This is a genomic window from Citrobacter sp. Cpo091 (assembly GCF_030332645.1).
In the GTDB taxonomy this organism is placed as follows: Bacteria; Pseudomonadota; Gammaproteobacteria; order Enterobacterales; family Enterobacteriaceae; genus Citrobacter; species Citrobacter portucalensis.
In genome coordinates, this window is the sequence record NZ_JAOWHL010000019.1 from 74,337 (window position 1) to 89,751 (window position 15,415).

A 15,415-nucleotide genomic window follows, 5' to 3' on the forward strand; every position below is an offset into this window, starting at 1 on the left:
GCTGCGTGCATTCACCCCAGTCACATAGTGACCTATGCTCCTGGGGATTCACTTACTTGCCGCCTTGCCCTGACGTGAAATCTTTAGAGGATTTAGAGTGCGAGTTTGTAGGCCGGATAAGGCGTAAGCCGACATCCGGCAATCAGCGACAACGCATAAAAAAGGCACCTTGCGGTGCCTTTTTCGCTTACTCGATATCGAGCGGGTCTTCGGAGAGGATTATCCCGGTGTTATCGGCGTACAGGTGGTCGCCGGAGAAGAACGTCACGCCGCCAAAGTTGACGCGCACATCGCTTTCCCCAATGCCTTCACCTGAGGCACCTACCGGAATAGCGGCAATCGCCTGAATGCCGATATCCAGTTCTTCCAGATCGTCTACCTGGCGTACTGAGCCGTAGATGACCAGACCTTCCCATTCATTCTGTACGGCCAGCCGCGCCAGCTCGGCATCGACCAGCGCACGACGGACAGAACCGCCGCCATCGACCAGCAGAATGCGACCACGGCCGTTTTGTTCGAGCAGATCGTACAGCAACCCGTTGTCCTCGAAACATTTTACCGTGATGATTTGTCCGCCAAACGACGACCGTCCCCCAAAGTTAGAGAACAGCGGTTCCACGACGTTGACATCTTCCTGATAGATGTCACAAAGCTCGGATGTATCGTATTTCATAGGCTTAACGTTCAGTTGCTGCGAGAATTTTTAGTATATCGCGCTATGTGTACTGTTGGCAAAATCATCAATTGTTAATTGATATTTGTCAGTTAAAGAGACCACTGACTTAAGAAAATTCCAACGACAAACAGCAGGTTAGTTAACAATGCCGCTTTTACGGTGCGTTCCAGCATCGGACGCATTGCAGCCGGGTCCATCTCGCGCATTACATAGCGAGCCTGTTTGATCAGCAGCGGAGCGGCGAGGATAAACAGCCATCCCCACAGGCTTTGCAGTGAAAACAGGTTGAACAGTGCCAGACAGACCAGCGTGCCCATCAGCAGACAGGCGTGGTAGCGGCGGGCATTGACAGCGCCTAAACGTACGACCAGCGTGTTCTTGCCGTTCTCTCTGTCGCTGTTGATATCGCGCAGGTTGTTGACGTTGAGCACGGCGGTTGCCAGCAGGCCGCAGGCGGTGGCAGGCAGAATCAGCGCTGGAATCAACGTATGCGCCTGCAGATACCAACTTCCCATTACGCTGAGCCAGCCGAAGAATACCAGCACAGAAATATCGCCCAGGCCGATATATCCGTAAGGGCGATTACCCACGGTGTAGGTGATCGCGGCGATAATCGACAGACCGCCGAGCACCAGGAAACCGACAAAATCCGCCAGCGTGTGACAGGCTACAGCAACCAGAGCCAGCCCGGACAGACAGATCAGCACCACGGTGACGATCAGCGCGCGCTTCATCTGCTGTTGGGTGATGACCCCTTTTTGCATACCGCGCAGCGGTCCAATACGGTCGGGTTTGTCGCTGCCTTTAACGGCATCGCCATAGTCGTTAGCGAGATTGGACAGAATTTGCAGCAGTCCTGCCGTAATCAATGCCAGCAGAGCAACCAGCGGATCGAAGTATCCTTGCCACCATGCTAATGCCGTACCGACGATGATCGCCGCGAAGGCGAGCGGTAAGGTCTTAGGTCGTAAACTTTCCAGCCAGGCTTGTGAGCGGCTAATTTGTTGTTGTTCAGTCATATTTAGCGCCAATAAAAATGGGGCTTTATCAGCCCCATCAACAGTGATGAAAATGCATTGAACGCGATTATAGGATAAAACGGCTCAGATCTTCATCTGCGACCAGCGCATCCAGATGTTTGCTCACATATTCGGCATCAATTGTGATGCTTTGGCCGTTCAAATCGCTCGCATCATAGGAAATATCTTCCATCAGACGTTCCAGAACGGTATGCAGACGACGTGCACCGATGTTTTCGGTGGTTTCGTTAACCTGCCAGGCCGCTTCGGCAATGCGTTTAATACCGGATTCAGTGAAGTTGATGTCCACACCTTCAGTCGCCATCAGCGCTTTGTACTGGACGGTGATGGAGGCATTCGGTTCGGTAAGGATACGCTCAAAATCGCTGGTGGTCAGCGCCTGCAGCTCGACACGAATCGGCAGACGACCCTGCAGTTCTGGGATCAGGTCGGACGGTTTGGCTACCTGGAATGCACCAGAAGCGATAAACAGAATGTGATCTGTTTTCACCATGCCGTGCTTGGTGGAGACCGTGCAGCCTTCAACCAGCGGCAGCAGGTCGCGCTGTACGCCTTCACGGGACACGTCCGGGCCGGAGGATTCGCCGCGCTTACAGATTTTGTCGATTTCGTCGATAAACACGATCCCGTGCTGCTCAACGGCGTCGATAGCTTCTTGTTTCAGCTCTTCCGGGTTCACCAGTTTGGCCGCTTCTTCTTCAATCAGCAGCTTCATCGCGTCTTTGATTTTCAGCTTACGCGGTTTTTGCTTCTGACCGCCCAGGTTCTGGAACATGGACTGCAGCTGGCTGGTCATCTCTTCCATTCCTGGAGGCGCCATAATTTCAACGCCCATCGGTGCGGCGGCGAGATCGATTTCGATCTCTTTATCATCCAGCTGGCCTTCACGCAGTTTTTTACGGAATGCCTGACGCGCTGCAGAAGGTTCCTGCGGCTGCTCTGACTGTCCCCAGTTATTTTTAGCAGGTGGGATCAGCACGTCGAGAATGCGCTCTTCCGCCATCTCTTCGGCACGGAAGCGGTTTTTCTCGATTGCCTGCACGCGGACCATTTTGATGGCAGCATCGGTCAGATCGCGGATGATGGAATCTACTTCTTTACCAACATAGCCGACTTCGGTGAATTTTGTTGCTTCAACTTTGATGAACGGCGCGTTGGCCAGTTTTGCCAGACGACGGGCAATTTCGGTTTTACCGACGCCGGTCGGGCCAATCATCAGAATGTTTTTCGGCGTGACTTCATGACGCAACTCTTCGTTGAGCTGCATACGACGCCAGCGGTTACGCAGGGCGATCGCCACGGAACGCTTAGCGTTATCCTGGCCGATGATGTGTTTGTTCAGTTCGCTGACAATTTCGCGTGGGGTCATTTCAGACATGGGGGATCCTTACGCTTTGGAGTTCAATTCTTCGATGGTATGGAAGTGGTTGGTATAAATGCAGATATCCCCTGCAATATCCAACGCTTTCTCAGCAATCTCGCGAGCGCCAAGCTCGGTATTTTCAAGCAGAGCGCGTGCAGCAGCCTGGGCGTAGGGACCGCCGGAGCCGATGGCAATCAGATCGTTTTCTGGCTGGATGACGTCGCCGTTACCGGTGATAATGAGCGATGCAGTTTCATCTGCGACGGCCAGCAGCGCTTCGAGTTTGCGCAGCATACGGTCGGTACGCCAGTCTTTTGCCAGTTCAACGGCCGCTTTCACCAGGTGACCCTGGTGCATTTCCAGCTTGCGTTCGAACAGTTCGAACAGCGTGAATGCATCCGCAGTACCACCCGCAAAGCCCGCAATGACTTTGTCGTTATACAGACGGCGGACTTTCTTCACGTTGCCTTTCATTACGGTGTTACCCAGTGTGGCCTGACCATCACCGGCGATTACCACATGGCCGTTACGGCGTACGCTTACTATTGTTGTCACGAGCAGACCCCTTGGTTACAAATGCAATGTACAGGCCCCGCACAGTGTACGGGGCGTAATGCAAGTATAGATGGGGGGGATTTTGGGGGTTTCAACCCCCAGTGGAGAGTCGAATGCAGTTTGTGTGACCAGCAACCTTCAGGCGGCTGATGGTGTTGTCGGCATTCTCTTTGCCTTTGACCGGACCAATGACCACGCGATTCCAGCCGTTATTGGTGGTAATACGGGAGTTAAAGCCTTCAAAGGCCAGCTGCGCACGCACAGTTTCTGCCTGCTCAGCGCCTTTAAATGATCCGCACTGAACCATCCAGCGGCGTTCATCTTTTTTCTCAGCAGTCTGTTTTGGCGGCTGCGTTTCATTCGTTATCGGCGCGGCCGGCTGCGGTTTTGGCTGAGCAGCGGTGGTATGCGCTGGCGTTTGCAGCAGATCCTGATACGGCTGTTGCGCCGCCGGTTTTGGCTGCGGTTTCGGCTGCTGTACCGGCGCGGCTTGTGCTGTACGCGTTTGCTGCTGCTGATACGGCTGTTCTGTTGCCCGTGGACGCGGCTGCTGAGCCTGCTGCTGTGCGTTATTCCACTGCTGCTGTTGCACCTGACGCTGACGCTGCAGCGTTTGCTGGCGTTGTTCAGGCGTTTGCTCGTTCCACGGTACTTCGTTGAGCTGCGTCGGCTGTTGACGCATATCAGCCTGCATTTGCGCCAATAGCTGGCGCTACTCATTGGTTAGCTGGTCGGCATTCAGCACCTCGCCGCCCGCAGACGGTTCGGTAGGCGCACGTACGCCAGGCTGACGGCTTTCCAGCTCTTTGATGTATCGCCAGCGCTCTTCTGGTTTTGGCGGAATGCCATTACCGGTGACTTTCTGGTTTTGCAGCGTTTCGGACTCTTCTTTCTTGTGATGCGTAATGAAGTACAGACCACCGATAAAGGTCACGAGTACGGCTGCAGCAATAGCAACCATTGCGGGCGATACCGCAGGCGTATTGCGTTGTTTTTTCCGTGATGTGCTCTTCTTGCGCCGCGAAGGTGCCGGTTGGCCGCGACGTACATAATCTCGTTGTGCCACTATCGTTTCGCTGTATTTATTCGTTCGTCAGCCCGCCATGTTACTTAAGCGGCGGGCCTTTGACCAGACAGGGGAGTCCGAAAGCACTTTACTTTACGTCAGTGCCCGGGTAGTACCCCGAATAATAAGCTCGCAGTCCAGTAAACGTGAGCCACTGCTGACGCTCTGCCCTTGTAATTGATCGAGCAGTAACAGCATAGCTTCACGTCCGATATCGAAACGCGGCTGTGCGACGGTTGTCAGGGGTGGATCACAAAATTCCGTGAGCGAAATGTTATCAAAGCCAATAATGGATAAATCATCAGGGACTTTCAGACCCTGACGTTTGGCGTAAGAGAGTGCACCCAGCGCCATGACGTCGCTGTGACAAAAGACAGCGGTAGGCGGCTGCGGTAGTTCAAGGAGCTGCTTCAACGCATTGGCTCCCGCTTCATAGGTAAAGTCACCGCGCGCGATGAAATGCGGATCGACCGTAATTCCGCTGCGGCGTAATGCCTGAACGTAGCCTTGCAGACGGTAATGGCACAGCGGCATATCTTCGGGTCCGGCGATACAACCAATGCGTTTATGTCCCAGTTCCAGCAGATAATTCATCGCGTTAAAGGCGGCGGTGAGGTTATCAATGTGCACGGTAGGGAGTTCCAGCTCTGGCGCGAACTCGTTCGACATGACCATCGGCGGTAAATTGCGCTGTTCTTCCACGCTGGCATCAAACGGCAGGCGCGAGCTGAGCAGTACCATGCCATCGATCTGCTTGGTGATAATGAGGTTAAGAAACGTCTTTTCCTGCTGGTTCTGGTGCGCGCAGTCGCCAATAAGCACCAGGTATCCCTGTTCTGCGGCAGTCACTTCGATGCCACGAATCACTTCGCTAAAAAACGGATCGCAGATATCCGGCACAATCACCAGAATGGTACGTGACTCATTACGCTTAACGTTACGTCCCATTGATTGGGGTAGATATCCCACTTCCAGTGCTGCCTGCTCAACCTTGTTACGGGTTGACTGTGAGACTTTGTCCGGGTTCATTAATGCGCGGGATACGGTTGCCGTTGAGACTTTCGCCTTCAGAGCAACATCTTTCATCGTAGCGGCGGCAACCTGCTTATTCGGTTTCACTCTTTCTCCTCGCCAGAGAGCTGCTGGCACAGACTCGTCCCTGGATAACCTTCATCTGAAACATTTTTATCAGATAGTGAATGGAAGCGGTTACAGAATTTTCATAAAAAGTGTGATGGATCTTTAATTTTACGATCCGCCTCGCATCGTGAGGGGTTATCCCTCGATGGGATCGACATCCAGCACCCATTTAACCTTGCGTGCATCGGGTAGCGTATTGATCAGTGCCAGCGTGCCGCTGACGATATGTTGCAGACGAATTCGTGATGGATGTTGCAACAATATTTGCCAACGATAACGACCACCGCGTTTGGGCGCCAGTGCGGGAACCGGGCCGAGCACCCAGAGTTTGTCATCGGCCAACGGGCTGGCTTGAATGAGATTCCGTAGTTGCTGCAAGAACATTGGTGCATGCTGGTTGTTATGATCTTCTGCCCGCACGATCACATGGCTGGTCCACGGTGGAAGCTGGAGCGTTTGTCGCTCGGCCAGCGCCTGTTCGGCAAACGCGTCATAGCCTTTATACAGCAAGGTTTGCAGCAGCGGATGTTCAGGATGGTGCGTTTGCAGCACCACTTCGCCTTGCTTCCCGGCGCGTCCGGCACGGCCAGAGACCTGCGTATAGAGCTGGGCGAAGCGTTCTGCTGACCGGTAATCTGCGGAGAATAGCGCGCCGTCAACGTCCAGCAGCGCCACCAGAGTGACGTCCGGGAAGTGGTGGCCTTTGGCCAGCATTTGCGTGCCTATAAGAATTCGTGCGCCGCCGCGATGCACTTCCGCCAGATGCTGCTCCAGCGACCCTTTACGGCTGGTGGTGTCACGATCGATACGTGAAATTGGCACACCGGGGAAAAAAGGTGCCAGAGCCTGCTCAAGCTGTTCGGTGCCGAGTCCTACCGGAACCATATGCGTCGAGCCGCAGGAAGGGCACTGACGCGGTATTGGGCGCTGGCTGTCGCAGTGGTGGCAACGCAGGTGGTGCTGCGCCTGATGTAGCGTGTAGTAATGATCGCAACGCGGACATTCGGCAATCCAACCACAGTCGTGGCACAGCAGCGCAGGCGCAAAACCGCGACGGTTCAAAAACAGGATCACCTGGTTATCCGCCTGCAGGTGCTGACGCATACGGGCGATTAGCGCAGGGGCGAGTCCGGCCTGCACTTGCTGACCTTTGAGATCCAGCACGTGCTGAGTGGCTGGGCGCGCATTTCCGGCGCGGCGCGTCAGGCGTAGCATGCGATATTTGTTCTGCCGCACGTTACACAGCGTTTCCAGTGCCGGAGTGGCTGAGCCGAGAATAATCGGGATTTGCTCGCTATGGGCGCGGTAAACCGCGAGGTCGCGCGCATGATAGCGCCAGCCTTCCTGCTGTTTATAAGAGCTGTCGTGTTCTTCGTCGATGACAATCACGCCGAGATTTTTAAACGGCGTAAACAGCGAAGAACGCGTGCCGATAACTATCGCCGCCTCGCCATTTTTTGCTTTCAGCCAGGCTGAAAGACGTTCACTGTCGTTTAAACCGGAGTGCAGGACTTCGACCGGCGCATTAAAACGTTCGCGAAAACGGGCAATAGTTTGCGGCGTCAGGCCAATCTCCGGCACCATCACCAGAGCCTGCTTGCCCTGGGCAAGGACGTTTTCCAGAACGCTAAGATAGACCTCTGTTTTGCCTGATCCCGTTACGCCCGCTAATAGCCAGGCGCTAAAACTGTCTGAGGCGCTGTGAATCGCCCCGACGGCGGTGGCCTGCTCGGTGTTCAGCCGCAGACGCTCACCGGAAACCGCGTAGTGCGTACGCCAGTCGCTAAAGCCTGGTGTTTCGCTCGCCAGATCGCACAGCCCTTTTTTCCGCAGTGCCTGTAATGCGGCATCATTAAATTCCAGTTCAGCCACCTGGTCGCGCCAGATTTTCCCCTGGCGTAGCGCAGCCAGCGCCTGTTGCTGCTTGGGAGAACGCTTCAGGCTGTTGAGGTCAATAATATGGCCTTCTTCAGTAGCAAACCAGAACCACATGGGCGCGTTTGTCGCCGGGCGTCCCTGGCGCAGTAAAATTGGCAGAGCGTGAAACAGTACGTCACCGATGGGATGATGATAATAATCAGCCGCCCACAACAGCAGACGCCAGACAGAGGTCGAGTAGACCGGTTCGCTGTCCAGCACTTCGATAACGGCTTTCAATTCGCTCCGCGGCAGTTCACTGTGCTCGCTGACGGAAAGGACGATACCCACGCGCTCCTGCTGCTTGCCAAAGGGCACGCGTACACGACACCCGGCTTTGGCACTCAAGCCTTCCGGCAGGAGGTAGTCAAAGGTGCGAGGTAGCGGAACAGGTAAGGCAACGTGCGCAACGGGCATTGAATCATCCTGACTTGAAATCTGGCGGGTTAGTATACACATTAGTGGAGGGTAGAATGCGGATCAGTTTGCATGAGCAGGTTAATTTCTGTATGATTCGCCGCCTTTGATGCAAATTGATTGCGTCAAACAATGACCATTACCCGAGAGTTTCAGGCTGTTGATGCAGCGTGAAAGGTGACGGGGAATAATTAACATCGCGTGGTGTCTGGCGTTAGGGCTGGAAGAGCGACGCGGCCTTAAACCGAGGTTTTCCCATGAAAAAAGATATTCACCCGAAATACGAAGAAATTACTGCAAACTGCTCTTGCGGTAACGTCATGAAAATCCGCTCTACCGTCGGTCACGATCTGAACCTGGACGTGTGCGGTCAGTGCCACCCGTTCTATACTGGCAAGCAGCGTGATGTTGCTACCGGTGGCCGTGTTGATCGCTTCAACAAGCGTTTCAGCATCCCAGGCAGCAAGTAAGTTTCAGCTGTCAGAAAAAAGCGCCTTATGGCGCTTTTTTTGTTTCTGCGCTTCAGAACTGAAATATATATTGATGTATTGAATAATCTATTTTATTTAATAAATAAAACGGTGTTTTATTTTTTCGATAAAATATTGCAACTGGTGATCTGCGTCCTTTTTATCTTCTGTCTTTTGCCATTTTTAGCAGTTCCTGGCAAAATACCAAAGGTTTCTGCTTTCTTTCTAAAATACACTTTCGTGGAAATATAAAATTAATCTAAAAGCCTTTTTGTTTTCCCATTTTATGGACAAACGAGATGGATTATTTCCGTTGTTGAGTGTGAAGAGGGATTGTCATGAAATTTAAATCTGCGTTATTACTGATTCCATTATTCTCTGCGGCCGCACAGGCGGGTTATGTTGATTACCGACATGAATATTATGACGATGGACGTAATTACGATCGTGTGTATATGTCTCACCGTTTTGCCACGGGTTTTGGTGTGGCAGTAGAAGCCATTTCTCGTTCCGAAAACACGCAGTCAAATGATGCGTGGAATAATATGGAAAGTAACGGCAACGAGTATACCGCAAGCTATCAGTTCACCTGGCAGGGTCTTGTCTGGCAGCCCGGCATTGCGATCGAAACGGGCGATAATATCGCGATTTATAAGCCTTATATCCGCGTGCAGTACAACATCAACGACAACTGGTGGACCGCGTTCCGCTATCGTCAGGAGTACATGCGCAGAAACACTGACGGCAAAGATGACCGCATGGTCTATCGTCCGGAAGCCTGGCTTGGTTATAACGTCAATGACTGGATGTTTGAGCTAAATGGTATTTATAAAATTGCCGATAGCGAAGATTTATATAACAACCGGAAAGATGATTATGAATATAACTTCCGCGTGGCGTACAAATTAGGCTCCTGGGTTCCATTTGTTGAGGTTGGCAACGTTTCCTCGGGTTATAACACAACAACGACAGACGATCGTCAGACCCGTTATCGTGTCGGTCTTGGTTATAACTTTTAATCGGTAATAGTTTTCGTATCGGCTGATTACGTCGATAAGCATAGTTTGTGTGAATAATATGTCTAAGGAGTTGACATCATGTCTAATGATGGAACTATTATCGGAAATAATGAAACCACTGCTGTCAGGCCTTTCGGAATTAGAGATAAAATTGGTTATTTATGTGGTGACCTCGGAACCTGTTTTATTCTTGGCTTAGTTAATAGTTTTTTAATGATTTATTACACTAACGTCCTCGGTATTTCCGGCGTTATTGTTGGCTCACTCTATTTTGTGACCAAACTCTTTGATGCGTTCGTTGATGTTGGTGTAGGGCGCTTATGCGATACCTCTAAACTGACGGTACATGGACGTTTCAACCCGTGGGTGCGTCGCATGAAGTATCCATTTTGCATCATTGCGGTTGTCCTGTTCCTGCCGTTTGTGAATGATTTTTCTTATACGGCGAAAATCATCTACATCTGCTGCTCCTATTTCATTTACGGTTCGCTGTTATCTACCGTGAGTATTCCGTACGGCGCTATGTCTGCGGCGATTAGCTCGAATCCTGAAGATCGTGTATCGCTTTCAACCTGGCGTAGCGTTGGGTCAGCAATTGGCGGTGGGGCAACTGGCTTTTTCATTCCAATCCTGATGTACACCACCCTGGTGGATGGAAGCCAGGTGATTTCCGGGCAACACTTCTTCTGGATTTCCATTGGTTGCGCAGTGCTGGGCTTGATCTTTTTATCCTTGACCTGTCATTTAACGACGGAGCGCGTGCGCGTGGAGAGAAAAGAGAGCATGCCCGTTTCGGTGTTGCTGAAGGGACTGGCACGCAATAAGGCGCTGATTGTTTTAGTGGTTGTGGATTTGCTGATTGTAATTAATCAGGGGTTGTCCGGTACCAACATGACTTACCTGTTTAATGACTATTTCCACAATAAAGAGGCGATGTCAGTCGCGTTGCTGTTTACCTTTGGTTCCCTGGTTTTGCTGGCGCCATCGGCATCCTGGCTCACGAAGCGGTTTGGTAAAAAAGAAGCCAGCGTAGGCGCGTTGCTTTTTGCCGTGGTCATGTATGTGATTATGTACTTTGTCCACATTACGGATGCAAAGGTCTATCTGGTTTTCTTGTTCCTGGCGACGCTGGGTGCAGGGTTATTCAACCTGATGATTTGGGCGTTTATGACTGATGTTTGTGACTACCATCAGTATGTCACTGGCGATCGCGAGGATGGCACGGTTTATGGTGTGAACTTCTTTGCGCGCAAGGTTGGTCAGGCATGCGCAGGGGCGATTGGTGGCTTTATGTTGGCTATCATTGGCTATCAATCATCGTCAACAGGTGGTGCAGTGCAAACCAGCATTGTGCAGGAAAATATTTATACGATGGCGAATCTCTTGCCGGCGCTATGCCTGTTTTTGGCGGCGGTCATTCTGATTTATTTCTATCCATTGAACCGTACGGAAACGCTCAAAATGGAAGAAACATTGAATAAACTCAATGGTATTAGTAAGTAACACTGTGAGAAAAGGCGGGAGCATTCCCGCCTCTACACGCCCATTGCTGTTCTAACTATCAGTATTCCCACGTTTCCGGGTTGATACCCAGTTCACGCATGATTACCTTTGCTTCTTCCGGGATTTCATCACTGCGTTCTTTACGCAGGTCGTCATCGTTGGGTAAGGGTTGCCCAGTAAAAGCATGCAGAAACGCTTCACACAGCAGTTCGCTGTTGGTGGCGTGGCGCAGGTTGTTCACCTGACGACGCGTGCGTTCATCGGTAAGGATTTTTAACACCTTCAGAGGAATGGAAACCGTAATTTTTTTGACTTGCTCACTCTTCTTACCGTGCTCAGCGTATGGGCTGATATATTCGCCGCTCCATTCAGCCATGAGATACCTAATCCTCTTCGTCATTAATATTGAGGCCAGAACCTGAGCCCGGACCATAATTGCGCGTAGTTTATCGTAGTGGCGTGGCCCTGACACGAAGTAAGCCGACGCAGATGTACGCTAATGCATATAATTTTAACGGCTATTTCCAGTTTGCTCAATCTATACGCAAAGAAGTTTAGATGTCCAGATGTATTGACGGCTATCGTAACTATGATTACTCTGGTGTCTGACTTTTCACCGACTCAGCCAGGATCTCCTCAATATGACGCGTAAACAGGCCACCATCGCAGTGCGTAGCGGGTTAAATGACGACGAACAGTACGGTTGCGTTGTCCCGCCGATTCACCTCTCCAGCACCTATAACTTTACCGGATTTAATGAACCTCGCGCCCATGACTATTCGCGTCGCGGCAACCCAACGCGCGATGTTGTTCAGCGTGCGCTGGCGGAACTGGAAGGCGGTGCAGGTGCTGTGCTGACCAATACTGGCATGTCGGCGATTCATTTGGTAACCACGGTCTTCCTCAAGCCAGGCGATCTGCTGGTCGCACCACATGACTGCTACGGCGGGAGCTACCGACTGTTTGACAGTCTGGCAAAGCGTGGCTGTTACCGGGTCCTGTTTGTCGATCAAGGAGATGAGCAGGCATTGCAGGCCGCATTGGCGGAAAAACCGAAGCTGGTGCTGGTAGAAAGCCCAAGCAACCCGCTGCTGCGCGTGGTGGATATTGCGAAAATCTGCCAGCTGGCGCGTGAAGCTGGCGCGGTCAGCGTGGTCGACAACACTTTTTTAAGCCCGGCATTGCAAAATCCACTGGCATTGGGCGCCGATCTGGTGTTGCATTCATGCACGAAATATTTAAACGGTCACTCAGATGTGGTGGCTGGTGTTGTGATAGCGAAAGATCCGGAAACGGTCACTGAACTGGCATGGTGGGCGAATAATATTGGTGTGACCGGCGGCGCGTTTGATAGTTATCTGCTGTTGCGCGGCCTGCGTACTCTGTCTCCTCGAATGGAGGTGGCGCAACGTAATGCTCAGGCGATAGTCGATTATCTGCAAACTCAGCCGCTGGTGAAAAAATTGTATCACCCGTCATTGCCGGATAATCAGGGCCATGAGATTGCCGCGCGTCAGCAAAAAGGCTTTGGTGCGATGTTAAGTTTTGAACTGGATGGTGATGAGCAAACGCTGCGCCGCTTCCTTGGCGGGTTGTCATTGTTTACGCTGGCGGAATCGTTAGGGGGTGTTGAAAGTCTGATCTCCCACGCCGCAACCATGACACACGCGGGCATGGCGCCAGAAGCGCGTGCTGCTGCCGGAATTTCCGAAACGCTGCTGCGTATCTCCACCGGTATTGAAGATGGCGAAGATTTAATTGCCGACCTGGAAAATGGCTTCCGGGCTGCAAACAAGGGGTAAACATGAGTGTGATTGCGCAGGCAGGGGCGAAGGGTCGTCAACTGCACAAATTTGGTGGTAGTAGTCTGGCAGACGTGAAATGTTATCTGCGTGTCGCAGGCATTATGGCGGAGTACTCGCAGCCTGATGACATGATGGTTGTTTCAGCCGCAGGCAGTACCACTAACCAGTTGATTAGCTGGCTGAAATTAAGCCAGACCGATCGCCTTTCTGCGCATCAGGTTCAACAGGCGTTACGTCGCTATCAGAGCGAGCTTATCAGCGGTTTGTTACCGCCTGATATAGCGGATGGACTAATTGGCGCGTTTATTCAAGATCTGGAGCGTCTGGCTGGATTACTCGACAGCGGCGTGAACGATGCCGTCTATGCTGAGGTTGTTGGGCATGGTGAGGTATGGTCCGCGCGTTTGATGTCTGCGGTCCTTAACCAACAGGGGCTGGAGTCAGCCTGGCTGGATGCGCGCGATTTTTTACGTGCTGAACGCGGTGCCCAGCCGCAGGTAGATGAAGGTCTTTCTTACCCGCTGCTACAGCAACTGCTGGCGCAGCATCCGGGTAAACGGCTGGTGGTTACCGGCTTTATTAGCCGCAGCAATGCCGGTGAAACGGTCCTGCTGGGGCGTAACGGCTCCGACTACTCGGCGACGCAGGTTGGCGCGCTGGCGGGCGTTTCTCGCGTAACTATCTGGAGCGATGTCGCCGGGGTTTACAGCGCGGACCCGCGTAAAGTAAAAGACGCCTGTTTGCTGCCGCTGCTGCGTCTGGATGAAGCCAGCGAGCTGGCGCGTCTGGCGGCACCGGTTCTCCATGCCCGTACCTTACAGCCGGTTTCCGGTAGCGATATCGATCTCCAACTGCGTTGTAGCTATACGCCGGAGCAGGGTTCAACGCGCATTGAACGCGTACTGGCCTCCGGTACCGGGGCGCGTATTGTGACCAGTCATGATGACGTCTGCCTGATTGAGTTTTTGGTTCCGACTGGTCAGGACTTTAAGCTGGCTTATAAAGAGATTGATCAGGTTTTAAAACGTACCCAGGTGCGTCCGCTGGCAGTGGGTGTGCATCCTGACCGCCAACTGCTGCAATTTTGCTATACCTCCGAAGTTGCTGACGGCGCACTGAAAATTCTTGATGAAGCTGGTCTGCCAGGCGAGCTGCGTCTGCGCCAGGGGCTGGCGCTGGTGGCGATGGTCGGGGCGGGCGTCACCCGTAATCCGCTGCATTGCCACCGTTTTTGGCAACAGTTGAAAGGTCAGCCGGTTGAATTCACCTGGCAATCGGAAGAGGGTATCAGCCTGGTCGCGGTACTGCGTACTGGGCCAACAGAGAGCCTGATTCAGGGTCTGCATCAGTCTATTTTCCGCGCGGAAAAACGCATTGGTCTGGTGCTTTTCGGCAAAGGCAACATCGGCTCACGCTGGCTGGAGCTGTTCGCTCGCGAGCAGAGCACGCTCTCGGCGCGCACCGGATTAGAGTTTGTGCTGGCGGGTGTGGTTGATAGCCGTCGTAGCCTGCTGAATTACGAAGGGCTGGATGCCAGCCGCGCGTTAGCTTTCTTTGATGACGAGGCAGTAGAGCAGGATGAAGAGTCTCTATTCCTGTGGATGCGTGCTCACCCGTATGATGATTTAGTGGTGCTGGACGTAACTGCCAGCGAGCAACTTGCGGATCAGTATCTGGATTTTGCCAGCCATGGTTTCCACGTTATCAGCGCCAACAAACTGGCGGGGGCAAGCAGCAGTCATAATTATCGCCAAATTCATGATGCTTTTGAAAAAACCGGTCGCCACTGGCTGTATAACGCTACCGTAGGCGCAGGCTTGCCGATCAATCATACCGTGCGCGATCTGATTGATAGCGGAGATACCATTCTGTCGATCAGCGGGATCTTCTCCGGTACGTTGTCGTGGTTGTTCCTGCAATTTGATGGCACGGTCCCGTTCACCGATCTGGTGGATCAGGCGTGGCAACAGGGGCTGACTGAACCCGATCCGCGCGTAGATCTTTCCGGCAAAGATGTGATGCGTAAGCTGGTGATTCTGGCGCGTGAAGCAGGTTACGACATCGAACCGGACCAGGTTCGCGTGGAATCGCTGGTGCCTGCGCACTGTGAAGAAGGCTCTATTGACCATTTCTTTGAGAATGGTGATGAGCTGAACGAGCAGATGGTGCAGCGTCTGGAAGCGGCGCGTGAAATGGGGCTGGTGCTACGCTATGTGGCGCGTTTTGATGCTAACGGTAAAGCGCGCGTTGGTGTTGAGGCGGTTCGTCCTGAACACCCGCTGGCGGCGCTGCTGCCGTGCGATAACGTATTCGCTATTGAAAGCCGCTGGTATCGCGATAACCCGCTGGTGATCCGTGGACCGGGCGCAGGTCGTGACGTCACAGCCGGCGCTATTCAGTCAGACATCAACCGTCTGGCGCAGCTGCTGTAGTTTTTGTTGCCG

General features: G+C 52.7%; 12 protein-coding genes and 1 pseudogene. 5 read left to right on the forward strand and 8 right to left on the reverse strand.

Annotated features, from left to right (window positions below):
• Window positions 1–187: 187 nt before the first annotated feature.
• The 7 genes and pseudogenes from rraA to priA form a co-directional block, all read right to left on the reverse strand.
• Window positions 188–673 carry a ribonuclease E activity regulator RraA gene (gene rraA / locus OGY04_RS01455; protein ID WP_008787034.1) on the reverse strand — a complete coding sequence of 162 codons (486 nt, stop codon included), beginning with the start codon at window positions 671–673 and terminating at the stop codon, window positions 188–190.
• A 92-nt stretch (window positions 674–765) separates the two neighbouring features.
• Window positions 766–1,695: a 1,4-dihydroxy-2-naphthoate polyprenyltransferase gene (gene menA, locus OGY04_RS01460; protein ID WP_003825185.1), complete on the reverse strand. Its 930-nt coding sequence runs from the start codon at window positions 1,693–1,695 to the stop codon at window positions 766–768.
• A 67-nt stretch (window positions 1,696–1,762) separates the two neighbouring features.
• Entirely contained in the window at window positions 1,763–3,094 is a 1,332-nt protein-coding gene (gene hslU, locus OGY04_RS01465) for an ATP-dependent protease ATPase subunit HslU (protein WP_003028803.1), read from the reverse strand.
• Window positions 3,095–3,103: 9 nt separating this feature from the next.
• Complete coding sequence (hslV, locus tag OGY04_RS01470) at window positions 3,104–3,634, reverse strand: ATP-dependent protease subunit HslV (RefSeq protein WP_003028805.1); 531 nt, start codon at window positions 3,632–3,634, stop codon at window positions 3,104–3,106.
• Between the two features lie 91 nt (window positions 3,635–3,725).
• Window positions 3,726–4,700, reverse strand: a pseudogene (gene ftsN / locus OGY04_RS01475) (cell division protein FtsN).
• 93 nt (window positions 4,701–4,793) lie between these two features.
• Window positions 4,794–5,819 carry a DNA-binding transcriptional regulator CytR gene (cytR, locus tag OGY04_RS01480; protein ID WP_003825179.1) on the reverse strand — a complete coding sequence of 342 codons (1,026 nt, stop codon included), beginning with the start codon at window positions 5,817–5,819 and terminating at the stop codon, window positions 4,794–4,796.
• Window positions 5,820–5,975: 156 nt separating this feature from the next.
• Complete coding sequence (priA, locus tag OGY04_RS01485) at window positions 5,976–8,174, reverse strand: primosomal protein N' (RefSeq protein ID WP_284884964.1); 2,199 nt, start codon at window positions 8,172–8,174, stop codon at window positions 5,976–5,978.
• A gap of 257 nt (window positions 8,175–8,431) precedes the next feature.
• On the opposite strand from priA, the gene rpmE reads away from it, so the two are divergent.
• The 3 genes from rpmE to OGY04_RS01500 all read left to right on the forward strand — a co-directional run bounded on the left by rpmE (window position 8,432) and on the right by OGY04_RS01500 (window position 11,166).
• Window positions 8,432–8,644 carry a 50S ribosomal protein L31 gene (gene rpmE / locus OGY04_RS01490; RefSeq protein WP_008787040.1) on the forward strand — a complete coding sequence of 71 codons (213 nt, stop codon included), beginning with the start codon at window positions 8,432–8,434 and terminating at the stop codon, window positions 8,642–8,644.
• Between the two features lie 338 nt (window positions 8,645–8,982).
• A complete protein-coding gene (locus tag OGY04_RS01495; RefSeq protein ID WP_003825173.1) occupies window positions 8,983–9,663 on the forward strand; it encodes an oligogalacturonate-specific porin KdgM family protein in 681 nt (226 codons plus the stop codon).
• 78 nt (window positions 9,664–9,741) lie between these two features.
• Window positions 9,742–11,166: an MFS transporter gene (locus OGY04_RS01500; RefSeq protein ID WP_032945626.1), complete on the forward strand. Its 1,425-nt coding sequence runs from the start codon at window positions 9,742–9,744 to the stop codon at window positions 11,164–11,166.
• A gap of 58 nt (window positions 11,167–11,224) precedes the next feature.
• Here the strand turns inward: OGY04_RS01500 and metJ are convergent, their stop codons facing one another.
• On the reverse strand, window positions 11,225–11,542 hold the full coding sequence (metJ, locus tag OGY04_RS01505) for a met regulon transcriptional regulator MetJ (protein WP_003825168.1): 318 nt from the start codon (window positions 11,540–11,542) through the stop codon (window positions 11,225–11,227).
• 265 nt (window positions 11,543–11,807) lie between these two features.
• Here metJ and metB point away from each other — a divergent pair, with 265 nt between their 5' ends.
• Window positions 11,808–12,968 (forward strand): cystathionine gamma-synthase, encoded by a 1,161-nt coding sequence (gene metB, locus OGY04_RS01510; RefSeq protein ID WP_003028818.1) that lies wholly within the window; start codon window positions 11,808–11,810, stop codon window positions 12,966–12,968.
• A gap of 2 nt (window positions 12,969–12,970) precedes the next feature.
• Entirely contained in the window at window positions 12,971–15,403 is a 2,433-nt protein-coding gene (locus tag OGY04_RS01515) for a bifunctional aspartate kinase/homoserine dehydrogenase II (protein ID WP_286584650.1), read from the forward strand.
• The last annotated feature ends 12 nt before the right edge of the window (window positions 15,404–15,415 follow it).

Bases quoted from the DNA above. Each gene is read 5' to 3' on its own strand.
- rraA (WP_008787034.1), bottom strand. From the start codon at position 673: ATGAAATACGATACATCCGAGCTTTGTGACATCTATCAGGAAGATGTC.
- menA (WP_003825185.1), bottom strand. From the start codon at position 1,695: ATGACTGAACAACAACAAATTAGCCGCTCACAAGCCTGGCTGGAAAGT.
- hslU (WP_003028803.1), bottom strand. From the start codon at position 3,094: ATGTCTGAAATGACCCCACGCGAAATTGTCAGCGAACTGAACAAACAC.
- priA (WP_284884964.1), bottom strand. From the start codon at position 8,174: ATGCCCGTTGCGCACGTTGCCTTACCTGTTCCGCTACCTCGCACCTTT.
- rpmE (WP_008787040.1), top strand. From the start codon at position 8,432: ATGAAAAAAGATATTCACCCGAAATACGAAGAAATTACTGCAAACTGC.
- OGY04_RS01495 (WP_003825173.1), top strand. From the start codon at position 8,983: ATGAAATTTAAATCTGCGTTATTACTGATTCCATTATTCTCTGCGGCC.
- OGY04_RS01500 (WP_032945626.1), top strand. From the start codon at position 9,742: ATGTCTAATGATGGAACTATTATCGGAAATAATGAAACCACTGCTGTC.
- metJ (WP_003825168.1), bottom strand. From the start codon at position 11,542: ATGGCTGAATGGAGCGGCGAATATATCAGCCCATACGCTGAGCACGGT.
- metB (WP_003028818.1), top strand. From the start codon at position 11,808: ATGACGCGTAAACAGGCCACCATCGCAGTGCGTAGCGGGTTAAATGAC.
- OGY04_RS01515 (WP_286584650.1), top strand. From the start codon at position 12,971: ATGAGTGTGATTGCGCAGGCAGGGGCGAAGGGTCGTCAACTGCACAAA.